Annotated in this window: 28 protein-coding genes; 21 read left to right on the top strand and 7 right to left on the bottom strand. The window is 39.8% G+C overall.

Going from position 1 to position 25,294, the window contains the following annotated elements; all coding sequences use genetic code 11:
* The first annotated feature begins 5 nt into the window (after positions 1-5).
* Positions 6-647, top strand: coding sequence for a tRNA(Phe) 7-((3-amino-3-carboxypropyl)-4-demethylwyosine(37)-N(4))-methyltransferase (locus WIW52_RS10260; protein WP_337710304.1), 642 nt, complete (start codon positions 6-8; stop codon positions 645-647).
* Here the strand turns inward: WIW52_RS10260 and WIW52_RS10255 are convergent.
* The 3 genes from WIW52_RS10255 to metG are packed head-to-tail and all read right to left on the bottom strand — an operon-like array spanning position 561 to position 2,504.
* Positions 561-1,211, bottom strand: a complete 651-nt coding sequence (locus WIW52_RS10255) for a 7-carboxy-7-deazaguanine synthase QueE (protein ID WP_337710302.1) — start codon at positions 1,209-1,211, stop codon at positions 561-563. The two genes, WIW52_RS10260 and WIW52_RS10255, sit on opposite strands and share 87 nt — an antisense overlap.
* Positions 1,180-2,169, bottom strand: coding sequence for an NOG1 family protein (locus tag WIW52_RS10250; protein WP_337710300.1), 990 nt, complete (start codon positions 2,167-2,169; stop codon positions 1,180-1,182). The genes WIW52_RS10255 and WIW52_RS10250 overlap by 32 nt, the downstream gene beginning before the upstream one ends.
* On the bottom strand, positions 2,163-2,504 hold the full coding sequence (gene metG, locus WIW52_RS10245) for a methionine--tRNA ligase subunit beta (protein WP_337710299.1): 342 nt from the start codon (positions 2,502-2,504) through the stop codon (positions 2,163-2,165). The genes WIW52_RS10250 and metG overlap by 7 nt, the downstream gene beginning before the upstream one ends.
* A 111-nt stretch (positions 2,505-2,615) precedes the next feature.
* Between metG and purC the strand changes: the two genes are divergently transcribed.
* The 15 genes from purC (at position 2,616) to lysX (ending at position 19,741) form a co-directional block, all read left to right on the top strand.
* Positions 2,616-3,320, top strand: coding sequence for a phosphoribosylaminoimidazolesuccinocarboxamide synthase (purC, locus tag WIW52_RS10240; protein ID WP_337710298.1), 705 nt, complete (start codon positions 2,616-2,618; stop codon positions 3,318-3,320).
* A 14-nt stretch (positions 3,321-3,334) separates the two neighbouring features.
* Complete coding sequence (gene purS / locus WIW52_RS10235; RefSeq protein ID WP_337701552.1) at positions 3,335-3,604, top strand: phosphoribosylformylglycinamidine synthase subunit PurS; 270 nt, start codon at positions 3,335-3,337, stop codon at positions 3,602-3,604.
* Positions 3,579-4,259, top strand: coding sequence for a phosphoribosylformylglycinamidine synthase I (gene purQ / locus WIW52_RS10230; protein WP_337710427.1), 681 nt, complete (start codon positions 3,579-3,581; stop codon positions 4,257-4,259). Before purS ends, purQ begins: the two co-directional genes overlap by 26 nt.
* Positions 4,256-6,379, top strand: coding sequence for a phosphoribosylformylglycinamidine synthase subunit PurL (gene purL / locus WIW52_RS10225; RefSeq protein ID WP_337710426.1), 2,124 nt, complete (start codon positions 4,256-4,258; stop codon positions 6,377-6,379). Before purQ ends, purL begins: the two co-directional genes overlap by 4 nt.
* Positions 6,372-7,700, top strand: a complete 1,329-nt coding sequence (gene purF, locus WIW52_RS10220; RefSeq protein ID WP_337710296.1) for an amidophosphoribosyltransferase — start codon at positions 6,372-6,374, stop codon at positions 7,698-7,700. The genes purL and purF overlap by 8 nt, the downstream gene beginning before the upstream one ends.
* Positions 7,701-7,704: 4 nt before the next feature.
* A complete protein-coding gene (locus WIW52_RS10215) occupies positions 7,705-8,916 on the top strand; it encodes an amidophosphoribosyltransferase (RefSeq protein WP_337710295.1) in 1,212 nt (403 codons plus the stop codon).
* A gap of 4 nt (positions 8,917-8,920) precedes the next feature.
* Entirely contained in the window at positions 8,921-10,354 is a 1,434-nt protein-coding gene (gene purD, locus WIW52_RS10210) for a phosphoribosylamine--glycine ligase (protein ID WP_337710293.1), read from the top strand.
* Complete coding sequence (gene purM / locus WIW52_RS10205) at positions 10,348-11,310, top strand: phosphoribosylformylglycinamidine cyclo-ligase (protein ID WP_337710292.1); 963 nt, start codon at positions 10,348-10,350, stop codon at positions 11,308-11,310. Before purD ends, purM begins: the two co-directional genes overlap by 7 nt.
* A gap of 57 nt (positions 11,311-11,367) precedes the next feature.
* Complete coding sequence (locus WIW52_RS10200; RefSeq protein ID WP_337701561.1) at positions 11,368-11,814, top strand: hypothetical protein; 447 nt, start codon at positions 11,368-11,370, stop codon at positions 11,812-11,814.
* 87 nt (positions 11,815-11,901) lie between these two features.
* Positions 11,902-12,042 carry a ribbon-helix-helix domain-containing protein gene (locus tag WIW52_RS10195; protein ID WP_337701563.1) on the top strand — a complete coding sequence of 47 codons (141 nt, stop codon included), beginning with the start codon at positions 11,902-11,904 and terminating at the stop codon, positions 12,040-12,042.
* An 89-nt stretch (positions 12,043-12,131) separates the two neighbouring features.
* Positions 12,132-13,307 (top strand): argininosuccinate synthase, encoded by a 1,176-nt coding sequence (locus tag WIW52_RS10190; protein WP_337710291.1) that lies wholly within the window; start codon positions 12,132-12,134, stop codon positions 13,305-13,307.
* A 1-nt stretch (position 13,308) separates the two neighbouring features.
* Positions 13,309-14,646 (top strand): argininosuccinate lyase, encoded by a 1,338-nt coding sequence (argH, locus tag WIW52_RS10185; RefSeq protein WP_337710289.1) that lies wholly within the window; start codon positions 13,309-13,311, stop codon positions 14,644-14,646.
* The gene (carA, locus tag WIW52_RS10180; RefSeq protein ID WP_337710287.1) at positions 14,630-15,748 is read left to right on the top strand and encodes a glutamine-hydrolyzing carbamoyl-phosphate synthase small subunit; all 1,119 of its coding nucleotides are present in this window, start codon (positions 14,630-14,632) and stop codon (positions 15,746-15,748) included. Before argH ends, carA begins: the two co-directional genes overlap by 17 nt.
* Positions 15,741-18,896, top strand: a complete 3,156-nt coding sequence (carB, locus tag WIW52_RS10175; protein ID WP_337710285.1) for a carbamoyl-phosphate synthase (glutamine-hydrolyzing) large subunit — start codon at positions 15,741-15,743, stop codon at positions 18,894-18,896. Before carA ends, carB begins: the two co-directional genes overlap by 8 nt.
* On the top strand, positions 18,893-19,741 hold the full coding sequence (gene lysX / locus WIW52_RS10170; RefSeq protein WP_337701574.1) for a lysine biosynthesis protein LysX: 849 nt from the start codon (positions 18,893-18,895) through the stop codon (positions 19,739-19,741). The genes carB and lysX overlap by 4 nt, the downstream gene beginning before the upstream one ends.
* Here the strand turns inward: lysX and WIW52_RS10165 are convergent.
* Positions 19,729-20,319, bottom strand: coding sequence for a haloacid dehalogenase (locus WIW52_RS10165; protein WP_337710283.1), 591 nt, complete (start codon positions 20,317-20,319; stop codon positions 19,729-19,731). The genes lysX and WIW52_RS10165 overlap by 13 nt on opposite strands.
* Positions 20,320-20,418: 99 nt before the next feature.
* Between WIW52_RS10165 and WIW52_RS10160 the strand changes: the two genes are divergently transcribed.
* Positions 20,419-21,375 (top strand): 3-hydroxyacyl-CoA dehydrogenase family protein, encoded by a 957-nt coding sequence (locus WIW52_RS10160; protein ID WP_337701578.1) that lies wholly within the window; start codon positions 20,419-20,421, stop codon positions 21,373-21,375.
* Positions 21,376-21,410: 35 nt separating this feature from the next.
* Here the strand turns inward: WIW52_RS10160 and WIW52_RS10155 are convergent, their stop codons facing one another.
* Positions 21,411-21,974 carry a cupin domain-containing protein gene (locus WIW52_RS10155; protein WP_337701580.1) on the bottom strand — a complete coding sequence of 188 codons (564 nt, stop codon included), beginning with the start codon at positions 21,972-21,974 and terminating at the stop codon, positions 21,411-21,413.
* Positions 21,975-22,014: 40 nt separating this feature from the next.
* On the opposite strand from WIW52_RS10155, the gene WIW52_RS10150 reads away from it, so the two are divergent.
* Positions 22,015-22,203, top strand: coding sequence for a hypothetical protein (locus tag WIW52_RS10150; RefSeq protein WP_443295700.1), 189 nt, complete (start codon positions 22,015-22,017; stop codon positions 22,201-22,203).
* Here WIW52_RS10150 and WIW52_RS10145 read toward each other — a convergent pair.
* The gene (locus tag WIW52_RS10145; protein ID WP_337710278.1) at positions 22,184-22,738 is read right to left on the bottom strand and encodes a hypothetical protein; all 555 of its coding nucleotides are present in this window, start codon (positions 22,736-22,738) and stop codon (positions 22,184-22,186) included. The two genes, WIW52_RS10150 and WIW52_RS10145, sit on opposite strands and share 20 nt — an antisense overlap.
* 50 nt (positions 22,739-22,788) lie before the next feature.
* On the opposite strand from WIW52_RS10145, the gene WIW52_RS10140 reads away from it, so the two are divergent.
* Positions 22,789-23,184, top strand: a complete 396-nt coding sequence (locus tag WIW52_RS10140; RefSeq protein WP_337710277.1) for a hypothetical protein — start codon at positions 22,789-22,791, stop codon at positions 23,182-23,184.
* 89 nt (positions 23,185-23,273) lie between these two features.
* A complete protein-coding gene (locus tag WIW52_RS10135; RefSeq protein WP_337710425.1) occupies positions 23,274-23,762 on the top strand; it encodes an adenosine-specific kinase in 489 nt (162 codons plus the stop codon).
* Here the strand turns inward: WIW52_RS10135 and WIW52_RS10130 are convergent.
* Positions 23,691-24,155 (bottom strand): DUF309 domain-containing protein, encoded by a 465-nt coding sequence (locus WIW52_RS10130; RefSeq protein WP_337710276.1) that lies wholly within the window; start codon positions 24,153-24,155, stop codon positions 23,691-23,693. The genes WIW52_RS10135 and WIW52_RS10130 overlap by 72 nt on opposite strands.
* A gap of 54 nt (positions 24,156-24,209) precedes the next feature.
* Here WIW52_RS10130 and amrS point away from each other — a divergent pair, with 54 nt between their 5' ends.
* Complete coding sequence (amrS, locus tag WIW52_RS10125; RefSeq protein ID WP_337710275.1) at positions 24,210-25,265, top strand: AmmeMemoRadiSam system radical SAM enzyme; 1,056 nt, start codon at positions 24,210-24,212, stop codon at positions 25,263-25,265.
* Positions 25,266-25,294: the final 29 nt, after the last annotated feature.

Below are 25,294 nucleotides of genomic sequence, written 5' to 3'. Positions count from 1 at the left end.
GTGTCGTGGAAAACTGGGAAGATTATAAAAAGAAAGCATGGGAGAGAATTCTGAGAGATAAGGAGATTGGGTACCTAGATCCAGACATATTCGAAGTATTAGAGGTGTTCTTTAAAAGGCAAAAGGCATATACACAGAGTAGCTGTAGCGGTAGGGTTTCCATTATAGACTCGTATTTACCGTGGGAGAGAAAAGATTCCACTGTAGTTTATAAGAATCATATTACCTTTAGTTTGGAAGATTTAAAAGACACAATATCTAAGGGTTATGTTAGAAGGCTCTGGTTGATCGTGCAAGGTCCAATCCTACACGTGTATACTAAAGATAAGGAAGAAGCGTGGGAATTATTGAAGATAGCTAGAGGTGCAGGGTTCAAGCACAGTGGTATTCTAACCTCAAATAATAAAGGATTTCTGGTCGAGTTAAGAACCGGAGTAAAGATGGTTCATTACCTCTCACCTTCTTTAGACCAGAAAGAGCTGGAAGAGTTAGTATCCATTTCATTAGAGGTATTACGTAAGGGTAAGGAAAAACTTAGGAAATTAAAGGAAAGTGTTGAGTCATCTATATCTAATGAGTCTATGGAGCTGAGGGAGAACTCTAAAAGGGAGACCGAACTCCATTACGGCATCGACCAGTCTCCTTAAGGATTCCTCATAATTATTCACCCTACCGTCGGGTTGTAGGATGACTTTTTCGGGGTTTATGTTATTCCTCCTGACGAATTCAGCTACTTCCTTGAGGTCTTTTTCTGGGTTGACTATCACGAATTTGTAATAGGTCGGCCATTTATCATCAATAAAATTATAGTTAAACTTGTAACCTGCGTTACTGAGTTTAGGTGATACAGAGAAGATGTCCACGAGTTCCACAAGTTTTTTCGGTGGTCTAATAGTTCCGCTGGTTTCAATCAAGACTTTCTGCTTTAGCTGGAGTTTAATCGCCGTAACAAGAGGTATAATGTTCTGGAGAAGCGGTTCTCCCCCCGTTATTGTAGTCAACGGTAAATTTCTGTTTAGCTGAGACAAAATGTCATCCAGTGTCATCTCCTTACCTTCATATTTAAACCAAGAGTACTTCGTATCACACCATATACATCTTAAGTGACAACCAGCAAGCCTGATAAAGTTTGAGGGGGTACCAATTACCTCTCCTTCTCCCTGAATGGACTGAAAAATCTCACTTATCCAGTACTTTACTTCCGATCTCACGTTTCATTAAGGATATTACATAATTTAAAAGTTCATTTATGCCGTCCCCTTTTTCAGCACTAATCTCGAATTCAGGATTGACTTTAGTTTTTATCTCTTCGTATAATTTTTCGTCTTTATCATCGATCTTATTCAGTACGGGTATTACCCTCTTTCCTAACTCTCTTACCTCTTCGTACAAGTCTAACTGTTCTTTCGCGCTGTATAATGAGGTTTTAGATACATCGAAAATGAAAAGAATTATACCATCCAGATTTTTGATCGCATTAATTGCTTGTAACTCGATCTTGTTTCTTTTAGCCATAGGTCTGTCTAATATCCCTGGTGTATCTATAACTTGGGCTTTAAAAAACCCTAAGTCTATATGTCCTACGTGTATTTCCTTAGTTGTAAAAGGATATGATGCGACTTCCGGTTTAGCACTTGATATTTTCCCTACTAACGTGCTCTTACCCACGTTAGGGGCTCCAGCTATGACAATTGTAGGTAATGAAGGATCTATTGCTTTGAATCTCCTCAATGATTTTGCCACTTGTATAGTCCAGCTAACACATTCACTTCTTTTCCTTAGAATCGAGTTTATCCTTCCTACACACTGTCTCATAAGCTTATTTGCTTCTTCATCTTGGCTCTTCCTTATTAATCCCATATACTGTCTCGTTATCTTTCTAGACAGAATTACTGCTCTGTTTATTGCGCTTAAACACATCTTTAGTTTATCGACGTCTCCAGCTACTATTCTCACCATTTCTTGATAGAAAGGGTGGAGCTCATCTACTTTTGGGAACGTGCTCACAAATTCGCTGTATCTCGATAAAGAATCCTCTAACGATTTCACTCTCCTTAATTCTCTATCTTTAGGAGTATTCCCACCAATAGAAGGTATCTTGTTTAGGTAAGACTTTATAAAGTCCTCAACTTCTGGAGGTATTTTTACTTTCTCGAAGGGGTTCAACATACTTTTGTTCCTGCGGGTACTTCCCCATCTACTGTTATAATTCTCGGTTTTATTCCTTTCTCCTCATCTTCTTTACATCCGGCAGCGAGGATCATTCCCTGACTTTCAAAGCCCCTTATTTTTCTTGGTTTCAAATTAGCAATTAAGATTACTCTCTTCCCCACTAATTCTTCTGGTTTGTAAAATTCTGCAATTCCGCTTATTATCTGTCTAGTTTCCGTTCCCAAATCTACCATGAGTTTCAGGAGCTTTGTCCCCTCTATGTGCTCAGCGCTTTTTACAATCCCTACTCTTAAATCTAACTTTGTGAAATCGTCGATAGTTATCTCGCTCATGGCCAGTATTTAGCTGTAGGCTTAAAATAAAATACTGTCTTTTACTTGGTTAAGTAAATACTATTCCTTCATTTACAATAGTTTTTTATACCGCGTGTGTAAATCACGATTATGGACTTTACAAAGGTCGCAGAAGGTAAAACGAAAATAGTATATGATTACGATAAAGATCATTACCTTCTTTACTTCAAGGACTCCATAACGGCCGGAGACGGAGCTAGAAAGGATGAAATGCCGGGAAAAGGGGTATTGAACGCTCAGACATCAGCTTTCCTCTTCAGACTTCTAGAGTCTAAGGGGATAGAGACCCACTATGTAGGAATGTATGATGAAAGGACTATGATAGTGAAAAAGTTAAGCATGGTTCCAGTAGAAGTCGTCTTGAGGAATATAGCCACCGGAAGTATTGTGAAAAGGCTTCCTATAAAAGAGGGCGAAAAGTTCAACCCTCCGATAGTGGAGTTCTTCCTAAAAGACGATGAAAGGCACGATCCTTTACTTAACTACTCTCACATGGAATACTTTAAGCTGTTTACGAGAAAGGAGGCTGAACAAGTAGAGGAAGTAATGAAGCAAGTAAATAACGTGCTGTATAAGTTATTTCTCGAAAAGGGGCTACTACTTTATGACTTTAAACTGGAATTCGGGAGGCTTGGTCACAAGCTCATTATAGGAGACGAAATTACGTTAGACTCTATGAGAATCAGGGAAAAAGATACTCTAAGAATTCTCGATAAGGATCTATATAGGAAAGGAGCCGATCTGGAGACCGTAAAGAGGAGTTACGAGGAGTTCTTCAAGAGAATAACGTCGTGAAGAGGTGGAAATGAGTGATCTACAAGGTTGAGCTAATAATACTTAATAAGGATGGGATAAGGGATCCAGAAGGAGAAACGATACAGAAATATGTCGTAGAAAAGATCAGTAAAAACGTAAATAGTACTAGAGCTGGCAAATACATTCTTTTTAACGTTGAATCTTCCAGTCCAGAAGATGCTGAAAAGACGGTAAAGAGAATCGCAGAGGAAGGTAGGTTGTACAATCCTATAGTCCACAAGATAATTGTAAGGGTGAATAGGGACGAAGACGGCGATTATTAAATTCCCCGGGACTACTTGTGAAGTTGATGTTTATAAAGCACTTCTCGAGGCTTCAGTTGATGCGGAAATAGTGAAATTTAAGGATTTCGATCCCGATAAATATAAGGCTGTAGTTCTACCAGGGGGGTTTAGCTTCGGTGATTATCTTAGGGCGGGTAGTATAGCGGCTAGCACGGAGACAATGAAAAAAGTCAAGCAAATGGCTGACGAGGGGAAAGTCGTCATAGGAATTTGTAACGGCTTCCAGATTTTAGTAGAAAGCGGATTGCTTGAAGGTGCTTTGTTGCCTAACCTGAATTTGAGGTTCATTAGCAAATGGGTTTATTTGAAGGTAGGAAGGAAAGACACTGTCCTGACTAAAGGTTTCGAGAAAGATATCATTAAAATGCCCATAGCCCATGCTGAGGGAAGGTACTATCACACCGATCCGGAAAGGGCTAAAAGACTTGCAGTACTCTATTATGCAGGTCAAGACGGTACTGTGGACGAGAAGTACAATCCAAACGGTTCTCTTTTTAATATAGCCTCTGTAGCTAATGAGGAAGGAAATGTAATTGGGATGATGCCCCATCCTGAGAGGGCTTCTTTCAAGTTGACTTCCCCTGACGGTGTTACGGACGGGTTACTATTGTTTAGGGGGTTGAGAAAATGGTGAGGTTGAGTCTTTCAGCTTACGAGATGGAACTAGTAAGGAAAAAGTTGGGCAGGGAACCTACTGAGGCTGAATGGGCTACAATAGACGCATTATGGTCTGAGCATTGCTCTTACAAGTCGTCTAAGGTTTATCTGAGGAGCTTTCCGAGTACTGGGGAAAGAGTAGTGATGGGAATAGAGGACTGGCAAGATGCTGGAGCATTGGACGTAGGTGATGGCTGGGCAATCGTATTAAAACTGGAGAGTCACAATCACCCTTCAGCAATTGACCCCTTTAATGGTGCTGCTACCGGAGTAGGGGGCATTATTAGGGACATTATAAGTAAGGGTGCTGTTCCTATAGCCTTATTGGATATGATTAGAGTCGGTAACCTAAATAAAGACAGGAATAGATGGCTCCTGAAGAACATTATTAAGGGTATAGGATTTTACGGTAATAGTATTGGCGTTCCAGTAGTAGGTGGTGAACTGTCTTTTGACGAAACTTACGATGATAACCCTCTAGTAGATGTTGCAGGTATAGGTATCGTAAGAAAGGACAAAATAGTTCCCAGTATAGCAAAACAACCTGGGCTCAGGATTGTTATAGTCGGTCTTACTGGCCTGGACGGTTTAGGAGGAGCATCTTTTGCGTCTAGGAAGCTAAGCGGAGAGAATGAGATAGGTGCTGTTCAAATTGCTGACCCCTTTGCGGGCAAGATAGTACTAGACGTTACTCTGGCTGTAGCAGATAAGGTTGATGCCATTAAGGATTTAGGAGGTGGAGGACTAGTAGTCGGGGTCACCGAAATGGCTAACGGGCTCGGTGCCGTAGTAGATCTCGACAAAGTCCCGTTAAGAGTTTCTGATTTAACTCCTGAAGAAATTCTCATCTCGGAGACTCAGGAAAGAATGCTGTTTGCTGTAAAGGAAGAAAAGGTAAAGGAAGTATGTAAAGAGTTTGAGTATTATGAATATCCATGCGCGGAAATAGGCTACTTTACAGAAGACAGTATAGTTAGATTTCGGTATAAGGGTAAAGACGTCGTAAAGTTGCCTTCTGATTTACTTCTTTCCCCACCCCTTTTCATGTGGGATGTAAAGAGACCTACAAAACAAGTTAAGGAGAGACCAGAAATTAGCATTGAAGAAGCTATAAGAAAGATGCTGATTCATCCCGATTTCGTAAGTAAGGAATGGGCTTACTCTCAGTTCGACTACGAAGTAGGTACCTCGACAGTAATAAAGCCGGGGGAAGCTGATGCGTCAGTAATAGTCTTACCGAACCAGAAATTGTTGGCTGTGAAGGGAGACGCGAATCCAGATTTATGTGAAGAGGACGCTTATGAGTGCGGTAAATACATAGTAGCAGAAACTTATAGGAACTTAGCCACAGTAGGAGCTAAAGGAATAGGGATTGTAGACCACCTTCAATTCGGTGACCCCAGAAAGCCTGAGGTTTACTACACATTCGTAGAAGCTTTAAGAGGTATTGCAGAGGCTGCGAAGTTCTTTAATACACCAGTAATCGGCGGTAAAGTTTCTTTCCACAATGAAAACAAAGAGGGTAAACCGATAAAGCCTACACCGCTCGTTGTAATGGCTGGGCTAGTTGAAAACAAATTCCTTAGACCCTCGGTAGAGAATGGTTTAAGTGTCGTGATGCTGGGATTAACGAGAAACGAATTACGCGGTACCTTCTTGACTAAACTTTATGGTAGTTTTGGTGATGTTCCTAAGGTAAGGCTAAACGAGGATCTATTAGCAAGTGAGTTGATCATCCAGGGGATAAACGAGGGTAAAGTTAAGTTCGCGAAAGATGTGGGTAGAGGAGGATTAGTGACAGCGTTATTTCCTATCCTTATAAAGGACTTCGGGTTAGAGATTCAAACCAGACAGATAAAGACTGATGCAGGAGACAATTTGCTTGTGAAACTCTTCTCTGAATCCAGCGGTAGATTCGTGGTGTTAACTGATGACCCAGAATGGTTCATCAGGAATAAGAAGGGGGTCGTAGCGTCAATAATCGGTAAAGTCAATTCCGAATCACATGTACTTAAGATAGACGGAAAGTCCTTAGATCTATCGCGGGAGGTTGAAAATTATCATCATTATCTCTATAAGGTGATCGAGAATGATTAAGGAGCATTGCGGAGTAGTTGGAGTGTGGAGTAAGGATAATAAAGCTACGTTTATTGTATACGAAGTGCTCAAGCTATTACAACATAGGGGTCAGGAATCTGCCGGTATTTCCTATATCGACGGAGGCATTAAGACCTTAAAAGGCATGGGTTTAGTTGAGGACGCGATAGATCCCATATTTCTTAAATCCTCTAGCTTGTCCATAGGTCATGTAAGGTATTCTACCACCGGAAAGGGGACGATAGACGAGGCACAACCCCTCAGCAACGGAAAGATATCCTTAGCATTTAACGGCACTATTCCTAATTATTACAAGTTTGGCACTAATACGGATACGGAATTCATACTTAAGGTATTAAGTGAGAGTGAGGATATTAAGGCAGGGATAAGGAAACTTGCAGACATTGCCGACGGTGCATACTCTATAGTTATATTAACCTCAGACGGAGAGTTAATAGGCTTCAGAGACCCCAAGGGCTTTAGACCTCTAGTTATAGGTAAGATAGGAGAAAATTATGTGATTGCGTCTGAGGACTCTGCCATCAGACAATTAGGAGGGAGTATAATAAGAGATGTTAAACCAGGAGAGATGGTTTATGTGGATAAGAACGGAAATATCGAAAGCGAAATCATAGCTTCTAGCTTGGTGTCTTTCTGCTCCTTTGAGTACATATACTTCGCCAGATCTGACTCTGTGATTGACGGAGTTTCCGTTTACTCAGCAAGAGTCAGGCTTGGTGAGATTCTTGCCGAGAAACACTACGTGGATGCTGACATAGTTGTCCCAGTACCGGAATCCTCTATCCCAATAGCCTTAGGGTATTCAAGAAAGTCTAAGATTCCTTTAGAGTTGGCATTAGTAAGGAGTATGATCGCTAAGAGGTCTTTCATAATGCCTACACAAGATAAGAGGGAAAGCGTTCTTGAGGATAAGTTTGGGGTAGTTAAGGACGTCATTCAAGGCAAAAGGATTGTGCTGATCGACGACTCTATTGTAAGAGGGAATACGATGAAGCGTATCGTTAAATTGATGAGGGATAACGGGGCAAGGGAGGTTCACGTAAGAGTTGGCTCCCCTAAAATACGTTATCCTTGCTATATGGGGATCGATTTTCCAACATCACGTGAGCTAATAGCTTATGGTAAGACGGAAAAAGAAATAGCAAGTGAAATAGGTGCAGATAGTGTAGAGTACCTCACTATTGAGGAGATGATAAGTGCGATAGGTAGGAAAGACTTATGTCACGCGTGTTTTTCTGGGGTATATCCCCTTAAATTCTCGTACGATATGTCCCAACTGGAATCCGTATTTAAGAGGTGAAAAAATGGGAGGTATATTAGGTATATATGCATTTGATAAGATATGGAACATAAGTAAGTTCTTATACTACGGTTCAATAGGGCTCCAGCATAGGGGTTATTCCTACAGCGGTATATCGACTCTTAACGACAAGGGCTTTTCAACCATTACTAGTAACGTGGCTCCGGAGGATCTAGAAGTTAAAGGTCTAGAAGGGTGGGCCGGGGTAGCTTATAATGGGACTAAACAAGGATATCCCTTAGTGACTGATTACGGTGTTGCTGTCATAGACGGCGTTGTGAGAGATGTAGAGGGTTTGCTTAAAAGCGTTTACACAGACCCGGAGAAAGGATTACAAGCAAGTAAAGGGGTTTTTTCAATGATATTCCTTACCAAGGACGGCAGGATGATCGGTTACAGAGACGAGAGCGGAGTGAAACCCTTGGAAATAGGGGGTTTCGGTTTCGATTTGGCAATACTATCTTCAGAGACCTCTGGAATTTCCGTGATAGGAGGGGAGTTCAAGAGAGAGATCCAGCCGGGCGAAATGGTTTACATAGACACTTATAATGTATCATATTCTAGAATAAAAGATCCTAAACCTAGGTATTGTTCGATTGATATAATATACCAGAGCAGGATAGATAGCCACGTATTCGGGTTAGACATATACGACATTAGAGTTAAAATAGGAGAACAATTAGCCAAGGAAAAAAGGATAGATGCCGATGTGGTCATAGGAGTTCCAGACACTGCAATTCCTTATGCGATTGGTTATTCTAGAAAGACTGGAATCCCTTTCACTCTCGGCTTTACGAGGACTGGTAGCCCTATAAGGACTATGCTTGCCTCAGATGACTTCCTTAAAGTAATCGGAGTTCAGCTAAAGCTTAACCCAATAAAGGCTTCTGTAAAGGGGAAGAGAGTAATCCTTGTTGACGATTCAATGGTGACTGGAAGAACCCTAAAGAACACCATCTTTAGCTTAAGATCTTTGGGAGCTAAAGAAGTTCATGTGCTGATTGGTAGCCCTAAGTTAATTTCTTACTGTCCTTATGGGATGGAAGTTCCTGAAGAAAAAGACTTGATTGCTGCTAATCTGCCAGATGAGGAAATATCAAAAGTAATAGGAGCAGACTCCATTTACTGGCTAAGCTTAGAAGGCTTGTATAAGGTCATTGGTCATAGATCCTTATGTGTAGGATGTATGACTAAGTCTTATCCCAAGGAGGTGTGAGAGCATGAAAGTACTTCTGATAGGAGACGGAGCTAGGGAGAACGCGTTAGCAGATTCACTGGGCAAATCCAACAGAGGTTATAAAGTGTATGCAATGTCCAGTTACGTAAATCCAGGTATAAAAGAAGTTGTAGCAAAGACTGGCGGTAAGTATTATACTGGGGATATTCTATCCGTTGAGGATGTTAAGAGAGTTATAAAGGAGGTTAATCCGGACTTTGGAGTTATAGGTCCGGAAGATCCACTCTTTGAAGGTGTTGCAAACGCTTTTAGAGAGGAAGGAATCCCGGTAGTTGGTCCTAATAAAGAGGGGGCTATGATAGAGAAGTCTAAAGTATGGATGAGGCAGTTAATGTGGAAATACAACATCCCCGGTAGGCTTAGGTTTAAGGCGTTTAATAACCTCGCTGAAGCGTCTAAATTTATCTTAGAATTTGGAGGCTCGATAGCAATAAAACCGTCGGAGCAAGTAGGGGGAAAGGGAGTGAAGGTCGTTGCGGATCTTCAAGCTTATCTGAGCGAGGAAAAGAGAAATGCCTTGAGTAAGGGTGTAAATAACATAGCAGGTTTAGTTAAGGATGATGTTAAACTTATCATTGAGGAGAAAGTTGACGGACCTGAGTACACCCTCCACGTATTAACCGATGGATATTCATACTTGCCTCTGCCTCTAGCTCAGGATTATAAGAATGCATACGAAGACGGTATAGGTCCAGAGACAGGTGGAATGGGCTCTATATCAGGCCCTGGTTGCTTATTACCATTCATAAACGAGGAAGAGTACGAGAAATCTTTAGAGATAGTAAAGCTAACTGCAGAAGCCATAAGGAAGGAAACCGGAATGGAGTATATAGGCGTATTATCTGGTCAGATGATGTTGACAGGTCTGTGGGGACCAACTATAATCGAGTATTATTCGAGACTAGGAGACCCAGAGGCTTCAGCAATAATCCCTAGAATTAGATCTGATTTCGGTGAGATCCTCGAGTTAACTGCTACAAGGCACTTGAGCAAAGCAAAGCTAGAGGTTGAAGAGAAGCCTTCGATAGTTAGGGCTGTAGCTCCCTTAGGCTATCCTTTAGACAAGAAAATGGCTTCGGGCCACAAGATCTCCTTAGATCTACCTAAGATGAGAGAATTGGGCTGTAATGTTTACTTTGGTTCTGTAGCTTTAGAGGGGATGTCCCTAGTGACCAAGGGTTCAAGAGCGATAGAGATAGTTGTTATAGATGATTTTATCAATGCAAGTAATAAATTAGATCAGTGCTTCTCTCTGGTTAGTTCCGATACGAAGCTGATTTATAGGCATGACATAGGGAACACTTTAGAAGCTCAAGTGGAGAAGGCTGAGATAGTGAGGTATACTTACAAATCGAGGGAAAAGAACGGTATGCTGGGAATATCTGCGGATTGGTCTCCTAACGGTGGTCTTTGGTGAGCGAATATTCTAAATCTGGTGTGGATTTGAACAAGTTACGAAGTTACCACTCTTTTATTTCTTCTTACCTCTCTTCTTCTAACCTTCCAATAAAAATAGGCCATTACGCTGGAGCTGTTAAATTAGGAGATAAGTATATCGTAATGCATGTTGACGGAGTAGGTACTAAGACACTGTTAGCCTTAAAGACAGGGATTATCGAGCCTACTGGCGTAGATTGTGTAGCAATGAACGTTAATGATATTGCTTGTGTAGGGGCTAAGCCAATCGCTTTGGTTGATTATCTAGCGTTAGAGAAACCTATGGACGATGTAGTGGAGAAGGTCGTGAGAGGCCTAAAACATGGAGCTGAGGAGTCACAGGCTATTATTGTTGGCGGTGAGACCGCTATTATGCCTGGGGTTATAACTGGCTATGATTTGTCTTGCTCCGTGGTGGGAGTTGCAGATAAACTCAAGACCGGTCAGGATGTCAAGCCTGGTGACGTAATTTTGGGTCTTGCAAGTAACGGAATTCATTCTAACGGATACTCCTTAGTGAGAAAACTTATAGACGAAGGCAAAATTAGATTAGAAAAATGGGCTGACGAGCTATTAAAACCTACAAAGATTTACTCAAACTCTGTTTTGTCTATCTTAGACAAAATTAAAGCTGCTGCCCATATCACTGGCGGTTCCTTCACTAAACTTAGGAGGATAACAAATTACCGCATTTCTATCCGACTTCCAGATCCACCTGAAGTGTTTAAAGTTATAGAAAATAGTGGGGTTTCACATGAAGAGATGCATAAAGTATTCAATATGGGAGTCGGCATGGTTCTATTCGTATCTAAGGAAAATGTAGAGGAGATAATAAGGACTTTAGAAGGAAAAGAGAAAGTAATAGAATTGGGAAAAGTAGAAGAAGGAGAAGGTATTAAAATAACTACTTATAAGGGTCAAGTTCTAAATCTATGAAAAGTAACAGTATTCCTTTTAAACTCTGGCGATAATAAAGGTGTCTAGTGACTATATATGAAACAGATGGATACAAAATCTCTAATTAATTATATAGCATTAAAAATACTAGGAGGTAGCGACTACATAATAGATGCTCTAGAGAAATACCTAGTGAAGGGGGAAGGTCCAGCGTCAGTTGCCTATGAATATCAGATATCAAAACATCAGCTTAGGGGTTACGCTCAGAGGATTATTGAAAAGAGTGGTAGTGAAGCAAGGGCTAAGAAGATTATTCCGATTATTAAGGAAATCTCAAAGGACATTAAACCGATAATTAAAAAGGGAGAGGATGAACTTTATACGTGTACTATATGTGATATCTCAGTTCCTAAGGAAGATGCTGAGGAACATGTTAGAAAATATCATAAAGATATACTTACAGTTACCATTAAAACTATGACAGAAAGGCTAGAGGAATACAAGAAAGCCAAGAACGCCGTAATACTTACTTCAGTAAGTTAAAACTTTTTACTCTAATTAATCGCTTTTTATGGTATATTTTTCAGTCATTACTCTTATAAGATGGTATGACCATTTTTTATTGAGATCATGAAGAAAGTTGTAAGTGTTAGACTCAGAGAGGAAATTGTTTCAAAGATTGATAAGTACATTGAAGAACTGGGATTAGAAAGTAGAACTGATTTTCTTAGGCAAGCACTTGATTATTATGTACACAAAAAGAAGGGCTAAAGGACTCCTTCAACATTCCCTACCTAGAGAATTCGTTTTTCTGATGATGACCATATCTTAAATATTAAATTTTCTCTGTAAACACGGAAATGAAAATAGTCCTTGCATATTCAGGAGGTCTTGACACAACAGTAGCCATAAAATGGCTAAAGGAAACCTTCAACGCCACCGTTATAACAGTCACAGTGGATGTAGGGCAAAAAGATAATTTTGAAGATATAGAAAAAAGAGCATATATAGCTGGGGCAGAGAAGCACTATACAATTGACGCGAAAAAGGAGTTCGCCGATAAGTTTCTTTCTTATGCCGTTAAGATGAACGGACTTTATGAGGACGTTTACCCCTTAGCGACAGCACTAGCCAGACCGCTCATCGCCCAAAAGGTTGTTGAGATAGCTAAAAAAGAAGAAGCAGAAGCTGTAGCCCACGGTTCCACTTCAAAGGGCAACGATCAGGTTAGGTTTGATTTAGCAGTTAAAGCCCTTTATCCCGAAGCCAAGATTATTGCTCCTGCAAGGATATGGAAAATGACAAGGGAGACCGAATTACAGTACGCTAAAGAGAAGGGAATTCCGGTTAAATCAGAGAGTAGTAAATACAGTATCGATGAAAACTTGTGGGGGAGAAGTATAGAAGGAGATATAATTTCAGACCCATCCGTAGAAGTACCTGAAGATGCTTTTGAATGGACGAAAAGAAAAACTAACGAAAAGCTGAAACTCGTTATTGAGTTCGATAAAGGTATACCGGTATCAGTTAATAACGAGAAAATGGATTTCGTAAAATTAGTTCAGATACTAAATGAACTGGCAGGTTCAAGAGGCTTCGGGAGGATTGAACACCTCGAGAATAGGGTTGTAGGCTTTAAGTCTAGAGAAGTTTACGAAGCTCCAGCTGCATTAGTGTTAATATACTCACATAAAGACTTAGAGAAGTCAACATACTCCCCCCTAGAGCTGAGATTTAAGAAGCTAATCGACTCTCAATGGTCGGATTTGGTATATCAAGGTCTCTGGTACGAGCCTCTGAGGGAAACCCTAGAGTTAGCTGGAGATAACTTAAACAAGTGGATTACGGGTGAAGTCCAAGTAGAGATTGACGGTAATGGAATGAGGATACTCGGAAGGAAGCCTAAATATTCGCCGTTCTCGGAGAAGGTAGCAAGTTATAATAAAGGGTGGTACCCCACGGATGAGATGGCAAGAGGTTTCATTGAGATATTCGGAATGCATTCACTTCTCACGAGAGAAGTAAGGAGTGATTAACGTGTTATATAGAAAGTGGGGGACGGATAAGGACTTCGTTGTTTCTTATACCTCCTCTAACGAGAGTGACAGAGAGATAATAGAAGAAGTAAAGACGGTGATGAAGGCTCATGTAATTGAGCTTTACCTTTCTGGATATATTAAAAAGGACACAGCAAAGAAAATCCTTCAAGCAATAAACTCCTTTAGGGAGTACACGGGAAACTATGAAGATATTCACGAAGCAATGGAAGACTATATAATAAAATTAGTAGGTGAGGAAGGGGGTTGGGTTGGCTTAGGAAGAAGTAGAAACGATCACGTATCCACGGCATTAAGGCTTAAAATGAGGGACTACTTGGTAAACGTTTTTGAGGCGTTATACTCACTTCGTATCTCTATTTTAGAAAGAGCTGAGAAAACTACTGAGGTAATTATCCCAGTTTACACTCACTTTCAACCGGCTCAACCCACTTCTCTAGCCCACTATTTGCTTTACGTAGATGAGGAGTTGGACTCTGTTTGGGATCAACTTTTTATCTCGTTAAGACTTGTTAACAGAAGTCCCTTAGGAAGTGGTGCAATAGTTGGTACTAATGTGAAACTCAACAGAAAAAGAGAGGCTGAAATGCTAGGTTTTGAAGGTCTAGTTTATAACACTATATCAGCTACCGCCTCGAGGCTCGATTTAATCTCTGCAATCTCGTCTTTGACTTTGTTAATGTTGATATTTAGCAGAATCGCAGAGGACTTAATATTGCTCTCCTCCTCCTTTGTTGGAATAATAAAATTACCAGATTCTCATGTGAGCACCAGTAGCCTAATGCCCCAGAAGAGGAACGCAGTAACCATGGAAATTCTGAGGACTAAGGCTGGGGAGTGTTTCGGACATCTTTCCTCACTTGTTACAATATATAAAGCCTTACCTTCAGGATACAATTTGGACTTACAAGAACTTAACAGACACTATTGGGAATGCGTAAAGCACGTGATTCCGAGTATCTACGTCATTAAAGACGTCTTAGAGAAAATGGAAGTTACAGGGAAATTTGACGATAAAAGTATTACGGCGACAGATGTAGCGGAGGACTTAGCTCTTACCGGAGTACCTTACAGAAAAGCTTATATGGAGGTTGCTAACAAGATTAGAGCGGGCACTTTTCAGTCCGAAATTTCATTAAAAAGTTCTATAGAAAAAAAGGCTGTAATAGGTTCTCCAAATCCAGAATTAATAAAAACAGAGATAGAGTTGAAAAAAGAGAACATAGAGCAAAAATGGAATAATTTTAGAGAATATAGATTACAATTTATAGATAAAATTTCGGAATTAAAGGTGATAGAAGATGACATTTTACAATGAAGAAATAGGTTTTCTATATCTAGAGGATGGAACACTAATTAAAGGGAAAGGATTCGGAGCTAAGGGAATCAGAGCTGGGGAAATAGTTTTCACTACAGCTATGAATGGTTATCCAGACAGTCTCACAGATCCTTCCTACAGAGGGCAAATCCTAGTCTTTACGCATCCGTTAATAGGAAATTACGGAATTCCAGAGAAACGAACCGTAAATGGTATTTTGACTAATTATGAGTCTGAAGTAATTCAGGTAGAAGGTGTGGTAATTGCGGAGCATACGGAACCTTTCAAATGGAACTCAGCAATGACCTTGGATTCGTGGTTAAAAAAAGAAGGAGTACCAGGGTTACAAGATGTTGATACTAGAGCTATAGTGAAGAAAGTGAGGTCGTTTGGTGTGATGATGGGCATATTAGCTTCTGGGATCGACTTTGATGATGTCAACGTTAAAAAGTACCTTGAGAAAAAGTACGATGAAATAGACTTTACACAATATACTTCGCCTAAAGCCCCTATTATACACCAAGGGAATTCGGAAGAGACTATAGTGTTAGTTGATTGTGGTATAAAACACGGTATATTGTACCAGCTATATCAGAGAGGTTTTACCATTGTAAGAGTTCCTTGTAATTATTCCGTTAATAAAATAATGGACTTTGACCCTAAGGGAATAGTGTTCGGGAACGGGCCAGGTAATCCGAATTTACTTAAAGACCTAGCCCAAAATTTCAGAGAAGTAACAGAATACAAACTTCCTATATTAGGTATATGTCTTGGTCATCAAATAGCCACTATAGCCCTAGGCGGAAAAGTTAAGAAAATGAAGTTCGGTCATAGGGCAGTGAACAAACCTGTTATAGATACTACGTCAAATAAATGTTATATTACAACCCACAACCACGGATATGGCATCTTGTCAAAAGAGGATCTACCTCCTAATACAAAACTCTGGTTCTATAACCCAGATGACGGCACAGTTGAAGGTTGGATTCACGAGAAATTACCCATAATCACTACCCAATTCCACCCCGAGGCTAGACCCGGACCTTGGGATGTAACGTGGGTATTTGATAAATTCAAGAAAATGGTGGTTAAAAATGTATGAGTCCCTAAAGAAAGTCCTGGTAGTAGGTTCAGGTCCTATTAAAATAGCGGAAGCGGCAGAGTTTGACTACTCAGGCAGTCAGGCGTTAAAGGCATTGAAAGAGGAAGGAATAACTACAATCCTTATAAATTCCAACGTAGCAACAGTCCAAACGAGCTATAAGTTCGCAGACAAGCTTTACTTGTTACCGGTGACGTGGTGGGCTGTAGAAAAAGTAATTGAGAAGGAAAGACCTGATGCTATAATGATAGGCTTTGGAGGACAGACTGCTCTCAACGTTGGTGTAGACCTCTATAAGAAAGGAGTTCTTCATAAATACGGTGTTAAAGTACTTGGAACTCCCATCGAAGGAATTGAGAGGGCTCTAAGTAGAGAAAAGTTCAGGGAAACAATGATAGAAGTAGGGATACCGGTTCCTCCAAGTCTTTCAGCTAGAAGTGAAGAAGAGGCACTCGAAAAGGCTCGACAAATAGGTTATCCAGTAATGGTAAGAGTTAGCTTCAATTTAGGAGGTAGAGGTTCAACAGTAGCATGGAATGAAGAGGATTTAAAGAGAGATATAGGTAGAGCGTTAAGTCAAAGTTACATTCACGAAGTCTTAATCGAGAAATACCTCCACCACTGGATAGAGCTAGAATACGAGGTCATGAGGGATAAACACGGTAACTCAGCCGTAATAGCTTGTATAGAGAACCTCGATCCAATGGGTGTTCACACTGGAGAATCTACGGTAATTGCCCCTTGTCAGACGTTAGACAACAAAGAGTTCCAAGATATGAGAAGCATGGCAATAGACGTAGCTAAGTCCATAGATCTAGTAGGAGAGTGTAACGTACAGTTTGCCCTTGATCCTAAAGGTTATAATTATTATGTAATTGAAACAAATCCAAGAATGTCAAGGTCAAGTGCCTTAGCAAGCAAAGCTACCGGATACCCGTTAGCTTATGTCTCAGCTAAATTAGCATTGGGATACGACCTATACGAGGTTCTTAACAAAGTATCCGGGTCTACTTGTGCATGTTTTGAGCCCAGTTTGGATTACCTAGTAATAAAGATACCCAGATGGGATTTGGATAAGTTCGAGAACGTGGAACAATTTCTGGCGTCAGAGATGAAAAGTGTAGGAGAAGTAATGAGCATAGGGAGGTCGTTTGAGGAAACTTTACAGAAAGCCATAAGAATGCTAGATATAGGTGAACCGGGTCTAGTGGGCGGTAAAATTTATGAGTCCAAGATGAAGAAGACTGAAGCTCTAGAGAACTTAAAGAACAGAAGACCATACTGGTTCTTATATGCAGCAAAGGCTTTCAAAGAGGGAGCTACTATAGATGAGGTATACGACGCTACTGGAATAGGGAAATTCTTCCTCAATAAGATTAAGAATGTAGTGGAGTTCTATGAGGAGTTGAAGAAGACTAAACAGCTCGACAAAAAGACTTTACTGAAGGCTAAGAAGCTCGGATTTAGCGATTACCAGTTAGCAAAGGCTTTGAACATAAGCGAAAGGGAAATCAGAGCTGCAAGACAGAAACTAGGAATTGAACCGAAAGTCAAACAAATAGATACTTTGGCAGGTGAATGGCCTGCAGTTACTAACTATCTCTACTTAACTTATAACGGGACAGAAGATGATATAGAGTTTTCCGAGACTGGTTCAAAGCTCCTGATCATAGGTGCAGGTGGCTTTAGAATAGGTGTATCAGTGGAATTTGACTGGAGTGTAGTTTCGCTTCTTGACGCGGCAAAGGATTACTTTGATGAGGTCTCAATTCTTAATTATAATCCTGAAACCGTATCCACTGACTGGGATATAACTAGGAAATTGTACTTTGACGAGATTAACGTGGAGAGGGTATTAGATATTGTAAAGAAAGAAAGGTTTACATATGTAGCCACTTTTACGGGTGGACAGATAGGTAACAGTATCTCTAAAAAGCTAGAAGATGAAGGAATTAGATTATTGGGAACTTCCGGAAAAAGTGTTGATAATGCGGAAGATAGGGAAAAGTTCTCTAAACTCTTAGATAAGCTCGGCATTAAACAACCTGAATGGGTTTCTGCAAAATCACTCGAGGAAGTAAAGCAATTCGTATCTCGTGTTGGCTACCCAGTCTTAGTGAGACCTAGCTACGTACTCAGTGGTTCGGCAATGAAGATAGTTTATGATGATAACGAGTTAATGGTTTATTTAAGGAAGGCTACAGAGCTATCCTCAGAACATCCAGTAGTTGTATCAAAGTACATAGAAAACGCTATAGAAGCAGAGATAGATGGCGCATCTGATGGCAAGGCCGTTTACGGAATAGTAATGGAACATGTAGAAGAGGCAGGAGTCCACAGCGGAGATGCAACTATGTCTATACCGTATAGAAAGTTAAGTGAAATTACAGTTGAAAAAATGAAGAACAATGTTTATGCCATTATGAGGGAGTTGGAGATTAAGGGTCCGTTTAATGTGCAATTTGTAGTAAAAGACGGAGAGCCCTATATTATTGAACTTAACCTAAGAGCTAGTAGATCGATGCCCTTCAGTAGTAAGGTAGTAGGAAATAATATAATATCGTTAGCCCTAGAGGGTATTCTGAAGGGGTTTGATTTCGATGGGTTTAAGGAACTAAAGCCTAAAGTATGGGGAGTAAAGTCTGCTCAGTTCTCATGGGCACAATTGAAAGGTGCATATCCATATTTAGGGCCAGAAATGAAGAGTACTGGAGAGGCAGCGGCTTTAGGCGTAGACTTTTACGATGCATTGCTTAAGAGTTGGTTAGCCGTAGCTCCTAACAGAATTCCTTCAAGAGGTTCAGTTGCACTGGTTTATGGAAGGACTAACAAGGAGTATTTAGCACTTTCAGCCAAGAATCTAAGCGAGTTTGGTTTAACTACTTATACGATACAAGGAGCTGAGATAGAAGGTATCGAAAGTGTCGATGTTAAGGAAGCAATTTCCCTCATTAAGGATAGAAAAGTTGATATTGTGGTAACTGATGGATATCTTAAGAAGTTAGATTATGAGGTGAGGCGTATTGCCGTCGATTATAATATACCTTTAATTTTAAACGGTAGATTAGGGAATGAGGTAACTAAGTCTTTTTCTATACAAGATAAGTTAACATTTAATGAAGTAAAGGAGTATGGTGCTGGAATATGAGAGCGGCGTTGATAGTGGATATAATAAGACAAGAAGAGAAGTTAATAGCTAAAGCACTAGATGTGAAACAAGTTCCCTACGATATAATAAACATAGGCCAAGAACCTATACCATTCAATAAGGGACTTGGAAGATATGATGTTGCAATAATAAGGCCTGTTAGTATGTACAGAGCGTTATATTCATCTGCGGTATTCGAAGCAGCTGGTGTGCATACAATAAATTCCGTTGATGCCATCAATATCTGTGGAGACAAGATATTAACATACTCAAGGTTATATAAACATGGAATACCTATACCAGACTCCATAATTGCAATGTCTCCAGATGCTGCTCTGAAAGCTTATGAGCAAAAAGGTTTCCCTCTAATAGACAAACCTCCAATAGGTAGCTGGGGAAGACTTGTTTCTCTCGTGAGAGATAACTTCGAGGGAAAGACTATTGTAGAGCATAGAGAACTTATGGGTAATTCAGCATTAAAGGTTCACATTGTTCAAGAGTATATACAATACAAAGGGAGAGATATAAGATGTATAGTAATGGGCAAAACCTTATTAGGTTGTTATGCGAGAAACGTACCTCCCAATGAATGGAGGGCAAATATAGCCTTAGGTGGTTATCCTTCTAAAATCGACGTAGATAGTAAATTGGAAGAAACTGTATTAAAGGCAGTTGGAGTAGTAGGAGGAGAGTTTGTATCTATAGATATCCTAGAACACCCAACAAAGGGATACGTAGTAAACGAGTTAAACGACGTACCAGAATTCAAAGGGTTTATGGTAGCAACTAACATTAATGTGGCTGAAAAATTAGTGGACTACATAAAAGAAACCTATTCTAAGTGAGCTAGAAATAAATCATGATTAGTCTCCTCTAAAAGTCTTCTAAGGGAGTCTATTTTCTGCCTTAGATTAGGAACAAGAGCTTTAGGATATTCAAGCTCCCAAAGTATTTCGTATAGCTCCTCCATTATAGTATAAGTTTGTTCAGCTTTTTCAACCTCTCTTTTCCTTAGCAATTCTAAAACTCTTCTCCTCAGCTCCCCTATAGCATCAGCTATTCCGAGGATGTAGTATATATCTGGAATACCGAGCTCCTCTCCCGTAGGTACTCTCTGATCGAAATAAATGGAGTAAACTACGCTAGCTTCAGCTACTTCTTGGAAAGCAGTTCCTACATCCCCATAAAGTAGTTCAGGGTAGTTGCATACTACCTCCTTTAGCTCCTTTAACTTTTGTAGTGTCATTTCGTATCTCTTAGTCGCTTCCTCCTTTTTCATTTTATGAGATAACGATATTGTCTCTCCTGCATATCTTATTACTTCTCTTGAAAGTAGAAGAAGCTTTTCCCTACTATCGAACCTCTCTTGTAGCTTGGGGGTTATCTTTTCTACGTAATCCTTAATTTGGTTTACTAAGTCCATTGCATTAGTCAATTACTCATAGCATAAATAAAAGCAACCGTTTGGTTGTAAAGTTCTCGGACAAAAAATACTTATACTCTCTAAACTTTTTTAAAAGCTATGAGACAAATACGTAAAGTCTCTGTGATTGGTGCGGGTGTAATAGGTGCAGGTTGGAGCACCCTTCTAGCACTAAAGGGATACGAAAACTATTTCTACACAGAGAAGAAAGAGACATTAGATAAGGGTCTTGTAAAGATCAAAGGTTACTTAAACGTATTATACGAGAACAAGCTAGTCGACAAAGAGCCAGATTATTACATGAAATTTATCCATCCAACTACGAGCTTTGACGAGGCGATAAAAGATACAGATCTAGTGTTAGAGGCAGTTATTGAGGACTATGACGTTAAGAAAAAACTATTTAGGGAATTAGACGAAAGGCTAGATAAGGATGTAATACTCGGGAGCAGCACTTCGGGTTTATTAATGACCGAAATTCAGAAAGCAATGCCGAAACACCCCGAAAGAGGTGTTATAATTCACCCTTGGAACCCTCCGCACTTATTACCATTGGTAGAAATAGTCCCGGGGGAGAAAACCTCTAAAGAAGTTTTAGATGCATCTAAAGACTTTATGGAGAACAAATTAGAAAGAGTAGTGGTGGTGCTGAAAAAAGAGGTTCCAGGCTTTTTAGGCAACAGGCTTGCGTTCGCTCTATTTAGGGAAGCGGTTTACCTCGTTGATGAGGGTATTGCTACAGTAGAGGATATTGATAAAGTCATGACAGCTGCAATCGGTTTAAGATGGGCATTCATGGGGCCTTTCTTAACTTATCATTTAGGAGGAGGAGAAGGAGGATTAGAGTACTTCTTTAGTAGAGGTTTCGGATATGGTGCTAACGAATGGATGCACACACTGGCAAAGTACGATAAGTTCCCGTATACGGGAGTTATTAGGTCTGTGCAGCAAATGAAGGAGTATGAGTTCCTTAAGGGTAAAACCTTCCAAGAACTCTCTAAATGGAGAGACGAAAAGTTAATATCTCTAATTAAGTTACTGAGAGGAAAAGTGTAAAAAGATAAAAAAGTAAGTTAAAAAGATTTCTAGTTTTATTCCTCCTCTTTAAATTCTAGAATGCCTAAGTTCTCTAACAAGCCTGAGTCTGTTACGTCGAATAAGATTGCATCTTCGTCCTTAGAAGTGTTTACGTGATAGTGCACCATGTTAGCTGGAACTACGAACACATCTCCTTCTTCCCACTCTAGCTTCTTTCCTCCTACCACGCTATATCCCTTCCCTCTGACGACTAGGTATATGGAAGACATATTGTGCGAATGAGGTTTAGTCTGCATCCCAGCCTTTATATACTGGAAACCTGGCATCATTGTTGGTGTTAATCCTCTAGATCTGCCTGTAGATGGTGAATAGAGCATTATCTTAGCTACTCCTTTCTCTATTGGGTTATCTTCAGCTAAGAGTTTAAGTAGTTTTATTACTTGTTGGAACTTTATTACTTTTGGCTTTACGGTTTCAGGTGGTGTGGTGTGCTCCATAAAGGCTACTATTTTGAGGTCTTCAGTTCCATCTTCAATCTCTTTAATTATTTCTTTAATTTGTTCTCTCCTTTCTACTATTTCTCCTTGTTTATCGACTCTTTGAATAACTTTAGACATATGTTCATATTGTTTAAAAAGTTTAAAAAAGTGTATGAAAGTGAGTGATTGTTATATTGAGATAGAAGGGAGAAAATGTGTAGAAATCTGCGGTAATATTGTATGTGACGATGAAACGGTGAATGATTACATGCCGTTGTGCGAGAAATGTAGAAAAGGAGACAAGAAGAGTTGCATTGAGTTATATAGTAAGTTTGGTTGTTGGAGTATCACGGGTTGGTGGATATAAGGAGTGAAAGTAAAGAGGCTATAATTCCCGCAATAAACATCATTATCGCAGTGCCTATTTTTTCCTTTATGTCTCCTTCATAAACTATTCCCAACCCCGATAAAGTAATGGCGGAAAAGATGATCGTTAGGGTAACGCTTCTTGTAGCTTGATAAATCAAGAGGCTGATCAGTCCTAGGAACGGAGATAAGGAATGGGAGAGAGTTGTGAGTATTATAGACAATTTGAAAGAATAGTCATAGATTGTTCCCTTTAATTTTCTCATCATTTGAAGCTCTAGCTGTCTCAGTTCTTCTCTCTTTTCTTTTATCTCCACTACCATGGTATTCCACATAGAGGAAATAGTGACCCCCGTAATTCCTGATAAAACTATAGGTGTAATCTTTTCAATGTTTTCTCCTGCAATGACTGAGGTTATTAAAACGCTTACAGCTACCAGAATTCCGTCAAACGCTCCAAGTATGAGATAACGTCTTATTAATTGTCTATCATTTCTTAAAGATACTTTGAAAGCTTCTAACAGCTTATCAAACACACATTATTGATGAACGAACTTATATATTAGGCTTTAAACAAACATTAGCGATGAATCATAACATATACCTCGTGTTGGCGTTAATAGTCATAATAATAACTGCCGTAGGTGTTTATATTACTGATAGTTCCTATAAAACAGTTATTTACGTTAATAATCTAGGTGGAAATGCATTACCTAACGGGGACTATAAGCTAGTAGTCAAAATTTTAGTTAATTACGGTCCTCTAGGAGGAGGTTCGAAGCCTTTAGGCTCAGCTAATATATGGCTATATTATAACGGGAAGTACTTAAATCAGACCTTGACTAACAGCAGTGGAATTGCTGTCTTTTACGTAAAGCCCGGGAATTATACTTTATTATTCACGATTTTCCACCTAGAAAGAGACGTGCAAGTTAACGGTAATACTGAAGTTGTGTTAGATTATGCTTATTTGAAGTCGTGATGAACGCGGAGTACGTCTGAACAGTGATGTGGTGGTCCTCGTCTGAATAATAGGTAGATTTTATTTTTCTCTAGTGTTTACAAATCATGATGAGTGTAAAAATTGATGTTGTGAAAGTGGAAATCCCTGAAGGTACTAACGTAATCATAGGACAATCTCATTTCATTAAGACCGTGGAGGATTTATACGAGACTCTAGCCTCATCCAGTCCCACTCTGAAATTTGGTATAGCTTTCTGTGAGGCTAGCGGCAAAAGGTTAATAAGATGGGATGGAAACGATGAGGACTTAATTAAGAAAGCTCAAGAAACTGCTATGAAGATAGCTGCAGGACATACCTTTGTGATATACATAAAGAACGGATACCCGATAAACGTATTAAATAGGATAAAAAATGTTGAAGAAGTAGTTAGGATATTTGCGGCTACAGCTAATCCCCTGCAAGTTTTAGTCGCTGAGACAGACCAAGGAAGAGGAGTAATAGGTGTTGTAGACGGTTATACGCCACTAGGGATCGAAGGCGATGCTGAGATAAAAGAGAGGAAAGAACTCCTCAGGAAGTTCGGATATAAGAGATAACGCTTTAGAAAGAAGTTGATCTGAAACATTTACTTGCCCTTTACAGTACTTTATAAGCGAGGCTGAAACTAGGATTAAAGCTTGTATGTACTTCTTTTTTTGGGTATCTTTTTCTTCCTTCCACTTCTTTTCTAATACTTCGTGGGACTCCCAAAATCTAAAATCGAAGAAGAGTTCCTCAAACGAGCAAGTGCTACAGTCTGTAAATAATGGTTCACCTAAAACGCTTTTAATCGTCTTCTCATTTTCTTCACTATAAGCGAAATCTACCTCAACGTATTTACAAGTCCTAACGTCTATTATCTCCACACCGTATGACCTCAGTTGGCTCTTTAAGTCCTCCGCTGTAAGAGAAATCCCATCTTTATCATAATAGTATATTCTCCTCTTCACGTTCTTGATGGTAGATTGCAAGTATTTAAAAGTCTCGTTCACGATATAATACTTATGAGCAAAGAAGCAGTGCTATATAAGACTGAAGGTAACAGAGTAAGATGTCTGGCTTGTGCTAGGAAGTGCCTTATCGGCGAAGGTCAAGTAGGTTTTTGCGGGGTGAGAAGTGTTAGGAATGGTAAACTCTATTTGGATGTTTACGGTAAAGTAGCAGCAGCCCATGTTGACCCCATAGAGAAAAAGCCTCTAGTTCACTTTTACCCTGGGTCTAGAGTATTCTCGTTTTCGACATTTGGCTGTAACTGGATGTGTATGTATTGCCAGAACTTCGATATAAGCCAAAGGAGGAGAGCAGAGGGCGTTGAGTTATCACCAGAAGAGCTGGTGGATATGGCGAGGGCTTATGAAGCAGAGGGGATGACGTATACATATAATGAACCTGCAATATTTGCAGAATTCGCACACGATACTGGAGTCATAGCAAGAAAATTCGGTCTTTTCAACACTATGGTAAGTAACGGATACTGGAGTGACGAATTGGTCGATTATGTAAGAGATTTTCTAGATGCTGTTACAATAGACTTTAAGGGGAACGGTGAAGAAAAGTTTATGAAAAGATACACCGGTGCTTCGGGTCCAGAACCTATTATTGAGACTATCAGGAGTCTATTAGCTTACGGTATTCATGTGGAGATCACCGATCTAGTTATTCCTAAAATCGGAGACGATCTAAATGCCGCAAAAAACCTCCTTTTGAAAATAATGGACATAGCTGGTCCTGATATCCCGATACACTTCCTAAGGTTTCATCCCGATTACAAGTTAGACTACTTACCCTGGACTCCAGTAGAGACACTGGAAAAACATTATCGTTTAGCTAAGGACTTGGGTTTCCGTTTTGTGTATATAGGTAACGTACCTGGCCATCCATACGAAAACACCTATTGTCCAAACTGTGGTAAGATGGTTATCAGGCGTGATGGTTTCAGAATATTAGAGTGGCATTTGACTGAGGATATGAGGTGCCAATATTGTGGATATAAACTACCCATCAAAGGGAAACTATCTAAGCATGCTTTTGAGGACAGGTTTGAGCCAGTGTTTATCTAACATTTTTTATGTTCATCTCTATTTAGATT

It is taken from the genome of Stygiolobus sp. RP850M, assembly GCF_037389295.1.
Taxonomy (GTDB): domain Archaea; phylum Thermoproteota; class Thermoprotei_A; order Sulfolobales; family Sulfolobaceae; genus Stygiolobus.
The sequence above is the reverse complement of the archived record's forward strand: the minus strand, read 5'-3'. Positions and strand labels throughout refer to the sequence as shown.

Coding starts and splice junctions, on each gene's coding strand:
- WIW52_RS10140 (WP_337710277.1), top strand. CDS start 22,789: ATGAATCATAACATATACCTCGTGTTGGCGTTAATAGTCATAATAATA.
- WIW52_RS10160 (WP_337701578.1), top strand. CDS start 20,419: ATGAGACAAATACGTAAAGTCTCTGTGATTGGTGCGGGTGTAATAGGT.
- amrS (WP_337710275.1), top strand. CDS start 24,210: ATGAGCAAAGAAGCAGTGCTATATAAGACTGAAGGTAACAGAGTAAGA.
- WIW52_RS10165 (WP_337710283.1), bottom strand. CDS start 20,319: ATGGACTTAGTAAACCAAATTAAGGATTACGTAGAAAAGATAACCCCC.
- WIW52_RS10195 (WP_337701563.1), top strand. CDS start 11,902: ATGAAGAAAGTTGTAAGTGTTAGACTCAGAGAGGAAATTGTTTCAAAG.
- WIW52_RS10250 (WP_337710300.1), bottom strand. CDS start 2,169: ATGTTGAACCCCTTCGAGAAAGTAAAAATACCTCCAGAAGTTGAGGAC.
- carB (WP_337710285.1), top strand. CDS start 15,741: ATGTATGAGTCCCTAAAGAAAGTCCTGGTAGTAGGTTCAGGTCCTATT.
- WIW52_RS10155 (WP_337701580.1), bottom strand. CDS start 21,974: ATGTCTAAAGTTATTCAAAGAGTCGATAAACAAGGAGAAATAGTAGAA.
- WIW52_RS10190 (WP_337710291.1), top strand. CDS start 12,132: ATGAAAATAGTCCTTGCATATTCAGGAGGTCTTGACACAACAGTAGCC.
- purD (WP_337710293.1), top strand. CDS start 8,921: ATGAAAGTACTTCTGATAGGAGACGGAGCTAGGGAGAACGCGTTAGCA.
- WIW52_RS10215 (WP_337710295.1), top strand. CDS start 7,705: ATGGGAGGTATATTAGGTATATATGCATTTGATAAGATATGGAACATA.
- purC (WP_337710298.1), top strand. CDS start 2,616: ATGGACTTTACAAAGGTCGCAGAAGGTAAAACGAAAATAGTATATGAT.
- metG (WP_337710299.1), bottom strand. CDS start 2,504: ATGAGCGAGATAACTATCGACGATTTCACAAAGTTAGATTTAAGAGTA.
- carA (WP_337710287.1), top strand. CDS start 14,630: ATGACATTTTACAATGAAGAAATAGGTTTTCTATATCTAGAGGATGGA.
- WIW52_RS10135 (WP_337710425.1), top strand. CDS start 23,274: ATGAGTGTAAAAATTGATGTTGTGAAAGTGGAAATCCCTGAAGGTACT.
- purF (WP_337710296.1), top strand. CDS start 6,372: ATGATTAAGGAGCATTGCGGAGTAGTTGGAGTGTGGAGTAAGGATAAT.
- WIW52_RS10200 (WP_337701561.1), top strand. CDS start 11,368: ATGAAACAGATGGATACAAAATCTCTAATTAATTATATAGCATTAAAA.
- lysX (WP_337701574.1), top strand. CDS start 18,893: ATGAGAGCGGCGTTGATAGTGGATATAATAAGACAAGAAGAGAAGTTA.